At 67.6% G+C, this 4,804-nt stretch carries 3 protein-coding genes; 2 read left to right on the plus strand and 1 reads right to left on the minus strand.

What is annotated here, in order from left to right; translation table 11 throughout:
* Positions 1-604: transcriptional repressor LexA (gene lexA / locus ACFW2E_RS41525; RefSeq protein WP_384475740.1), on the minus strand; the 604-nt coding region annotated here is incomplete at its 3' end.
* A gap of 563 nt (positions 605-1,167) precedes the next feature.
* On the opposite strand from lexA, the gene nrdR reads away from it, so the two are divergent.
* On the plus strand, positions 1,168-1,719 hold the full coding sequence (nrdR, locus tag ACFW2E_RS41530) for a transcriptional regulator NrdR (RefSeq protein ID WP_384475743.1): 552 nt from the start codon (positions 1,168-1,170) through the stop codon (positions 1,717-1,719).
* A 166-nt stretch (positions 1,720-1,885) separates the two neighbouring features.
* Positions 1,886-4,774 (plus strand): vitamin B12-dependent ribonucleotide reductase, encoded by a 2,889-nt coding sequence (locus ACFW2E_RS41535; RefSeq protein ID WP_384475746.1) that lies wholly within the window; start codon positions 1,886-1,888, stop codon positions 4,772-4,774.
* Positions 4,775-4,804: the final 30 nt, after the last annotated feature.

Here is a 4,804-nt window from a genome sequence, read left to right on the forward strand (position 1 = left end):
CCGGCTGGCGGCGGACGGTGACCCAGTCGCCGTCGCAGATGGCGGCCTCGATCATGGAGTCGCCGACGACCTTCAGGACGAAGAGCTCGCCGTCACCGACCAGCTGCCGGGGGAGGGGGAAGACGTCCTCGACCGACTCCTCGGCGAGGATCGGGCCACCGGCGGCGATTCGGCCGACAAGCGGGACGTAGGAAGCGGCGGGCTTGCCGGCGGTGTCCGTCGGCTGCACCGTCACCGCCTGGTCGGAGCCGCGCACCTCGTACGCGCGCGGACGGTGTGGGTCGCGGCGCAGGAAGCCCTTGCGCTCGAGTGCCATCAGTTGGTGCGCCACCGAGGAGGTGCTGGAGAGGCCGACGGCCTGCCCGATCTCCCGCATCGACGGCGGGTAACCGCGCCGCTGCACGGAGTCCCTGATGACTTCGATGACCCGGCGCTGTCGGTCGGTGAGCCCCGAGCTGTCCGCCCGGATGCCTGGAGGTCGGCCCGGCAGGGAGCGCTTGTGCCCCTCGGGATTCGTGGCTTCGTTCATCGCGTGCACCGGGTCGAGTCGGCCCTGGGAGCGGTCCTGGGCAGTGATGGTGGCACTGTCTGCGGTGGTGGTCACGTCGGCCCCTCTCGATGGTCTCCCTGCTGGACAACGGTAGTTGCTTTCGAAAGGTTGCGCCAAACACACGTTCGAGTGAAAAACCGCGATTCACCTGACGCGATCACGTGCCTAGGTGTATGGCCAACGCAGCACCTGGCGGACAAACGAGTCCATTGTTGTACTCTTCACCGCCGGGATGGCGACCTCGTGGGTGCATCCCAAGTCTGCCATCGGGACCCCCGTCGACCGGGAACCCGTGCCCTTCTGTGCCGGAGTCCCGCGTGTCCTCCGTGCCGCGCCCACGGTATCTCCGTAAGCGCCACAGGGGTACGCACGTGCGCGCGCGTGTTCCGTCAGGGGCTGCACCGCCGTGACGTGCGGATCCGCGCCCGCGCGACACGCGTGCACGGTCGGTGTATCAGCCAATCCCCACATCTAGTGGTTGGATTGCTACAGCGGCCCACAAGTTGTGGTCCCCCGGGTCTTCGATGCCTCTGCGATCGCCTATGCTTGGGGCTGCTCCGTGGGGCCCAGGAGGTCTCCCGGGGCTGTTCAGTCTGCTGTGAGGAGGGTTGGAGATCATGCACTGCCCCTTCTGCAGGCACCCCGACAGCCGCGTGGTCGACAGTCGTACGACCGACGACGGCACGTCGATCCGCAGGCGCCGCCAGTGTCCTGACTGCTCCCGTCGTTTCACGACCGTGGAGACGTGCTCGCTCATGGTGGTCAAGCGGTCCGGGGTAACCGAGCCTTTCAGCCGTACCAAGGTCATCAACGGCGTGCGCAAGGCATGCCAGGGACGGCCTGTCACGGAGGACGCCCTCGCCCAGCTCGGCCAGCGGGTCGAGGAGGCGGTGCGGGCCACCGGGAGTGCCGAGCTGACCACCCACGACGTGGGACTGGCCATACTCGGCCCGTTGCAGGAGCTCGACCTCGTCGCCTATCTGCGATTCGCCTCCGTCTACCGGGCGTTCGACTCGCTCGAGGACTTCGAGGCCGCCATCGCGGAACTCAGGGAGTCCACGCGAGGCCCCGCCGCGGACGACGAAGACGTGGATGCGGGGAGTCAGGAAGACGGGCGCGGGCTCGGCGGGACCGGTCAGGTTCGCGTGCCCGCCCACGCCGCCGACTGACCGGCGGGCCGGAGTCGGGCGGAGACCCCGGATCCGGCCGGACGGCGGCGATCGAAGAGACCTGTTGCGGGCGGCATCGTGAGGGTGCCCGCGACACAAGACAGCACACCGTGCCACGGGAACATCGGGGCACTTCAGGGCGTTTTAGCCCGTACAGGGAGGCGGCATGACAGAGACGGCGAGCGGTCCGGCACGAGGTTCCCGATCCAAGGGCGCCAAGGCCAGCAAGGGGCTGCGTATCGAGCGCATCCACACCACCCCCGGCGTACACCCGTACGACGAGGTGAACTGGGAGCGCCGTGACGTCGTCATGACCAACTGGCGCGACGGCTCGGTCAATTTCGAGCAGCGTGGCGTCGAGTTCCCCGACTTCTGGTCGGTGAACGCGGTCAACATCGTCACCAGCAAGTACTTCCGCGGTGCCGTCGGCACCCCGCAGCGCGAGGTCAGCCTCAGGCAGCTGATCGACCGCATCGTGAAGACGTACCGGAAGGCCGGTGAGGACTACAAGTACTTCTCCTCGCCCGCCGACGCCGAGATCTTCGAGCACGAGCTGGCGTACGCCCTCCTGCACCAGATCTTCAGCTTCAACAGCCCCGTGTGGTTCAACGTGGGCACCCCGCAGCCCCAGCAGGTCTCCGCCTGCTTCATCCTGGCCGTCGACGACTCCATGGAGTCGATCCTCGACTGGTACAAGGAAGAGGGCATGATCTTCAAGGGCGGCTCCGGCGCCGGCCTGAACCTCTCCCGCATCCGCTCCTCCAAGGAGCTGCTCTCCTCCGGCGGCAACGCCTCCGGTCCCGTCTCCTTCATGCGTGGCGCCGACGCCTCCGCCGGAACGATCAAGTCCGGTGGCGCCACCCGCCGTGCCGCCAAGATGGTCATCCTCGACGTCGACCACCCCGACATCGAGGACTTCATCGAGACCAAGGTCAAGGAGGAGGAGAAGATCCGCGCCCTCCGCGACGCGGGCTTCGACATGGACCTGGGCGGCGACGACATCACGTCCGTCCAGTACCAGAACGCCAACAACTCGGTCCGTGTGAACGACGAGTTCATGAAGGCGGTCGAGCAGGGCGGCAAGTTCGGCCTCCGCGCGCGGATGACCGGCGAGGTGATCGAGGAGGTCGACGCCAAGGCCCTCTTCCGCAAGATGGCCGAGGCCGCCTGGGCCTGCGCCGACCCGGGCATCCAGTACGACGACACGATCAACCACTGGCACACGTGCCCGGAGTCCGGCCGTATCAACGGCTCGAACCCGTGCAGCGAGTACATGCACCTGGACAACACGTCCTGCAACCTCGCCTCGCTGAACCTGATGAAGTTCCTGAAGGACGACGGCAAGGGCACCCAGTCCTTCGACGTCGAGCGCTTCGCCAAGGTCGTCGAGCTCGTCATCACCGCGATGGACATCTCCATCTGCTTCGCGGACTTCCCGACGCAGAAGATCGGTGAGAACACGCGCGCGTTCCGCCAGCTCGGCATCGGCTACGCCAACCTCGGCGCCCTGCTGATGGCGACCGGCCACGCGTACGACTCCGACGGTGGCCGTGCCCTCGCCGGTGCCATCACCTCGCTGATGACCGGCACCTCGTACAAGCGCTCGGCCGAACTCGCCGCGGTCGTCGGCGCTTACGACGGCTACGCCCGCAACGCCGACGCCCACAAGCGCGTCATGAAGCAGCACGCCGACGCCAACGGCAAGGCCGTCCGTATGGACGACCTGGACACGCCGATCTGGGCCGCCGCCACAGAGGCCTGGCAGGACGTGACCCGCCTCGGTGAGCAGAACGGTTTCCGTAACTCCCAGGCGTCCGTGATCGCCCCGACCGGCACCATCGGTCTCGCGATGTCCTGCGACACCACCGGCCTGGAGCCCGACCTCGCCCTGGTCAAGTTCAAGAAGCTGGTCGGCGGCGGCTCGATGCAGATCGTCAACGGCACCGTTCCGCAGGCCCTGCGCCGCCTGGGCTACCAGGAGGAGCAGATCGAGGCGATCGTCGCCCACATCGCCGAGCACGGCAATGTGATCGACGCGCCCGGCCTCAAGCTCGAGCACTACGAGGTCTTCGACTGCGCCATGGGCGAGCGCTCCATCTCCGCGATGGGCCACGTCCGCATGATGGCCGCGATCCAGCCGTGGATCTCCGGCGCCCTCTCCAAGACGGTCAACCTCCCCGAGACCGCCACCGTCGAGGACGTCGAGGAGGTCTACTTCGAGGCCTGGAAGATGGGCGTCAAGGCGCTCGCGATCTACCGCGACAACTGCAAGGTCGGCCAGCCGCTCTCGGCCAAGAAGAAGGACGACGACAAGAAGACGGAGGCGAAGGCCGAGGAGGCCCCCGCCAAGGTCGAGAAGGTCGTCGAGTACCGCCCGGTCCGCAAGCGCCTCCCGAAGGGCCGTCCCGGCATCACCACCTCCTTCACGGTCGGCGGCGCCGAGGGCTACATGACGGCCAACTCCTATCCGGACGACGGTCTGGGCGAGGTCTTCCTGAAGATGTCCAAGCAGGGCTCGACCCTCGCGGGCATGATGGACGCCTTCTCCATCGCCGTCTCCGTCGGTCTCCAGTACGGCGTGCCGCTGGAGACGTACGTCTCGAAGTTCACCAACATGCGCTTCGAGCCGGCCGGCATGACGGACGACCCGGACGTGCGGATGGCGCAGTCGATCGTCGACTACATCTTCCGCCGCCTGGCGCTGGACTTCCTGCCCTTCGAGACGCGCTCCGCGCTCGGCATCCACTCCGCCGAGGAGCGTCAGCGCCACCTGGAGACCGGTTCGTACGAGCCCACCGAGGACGAGGTCGACGTCGAGGGCCTGGCCCAGTCGGCACCGCGCGCCCAGGAGCTGAAGGCCGTCGCCACGCCGAAGGCCGAGGCCGAGGTCGCCAAGCCCGCTCCGAAGCAGGCCCACACCAGTGCCGAGCTGGTGGAGATGCAGCTGGGCATCCAGGCCGACGCCCCGCTGTGCTTCTCCTGCGGCACGAAGATGCAGCGGGCCGGTTCCTGCTACATCTGCGAGGGCTGCGGCTCGACGAGCGGCTGCAGCTGACCTGTAGTGCGCGATGTGTAAGGGGCGTCC

Origin of the sequence: Streptomyces sp. NPDC058964, assembly GCF_042741275.1 — a bacterium.
Taxonomy (GTDB): domain Bacteria; phylum Actinomycetota; class Actinomycetes; order Streptomycetales; family Streptomycetaceae; genus Streptomyces.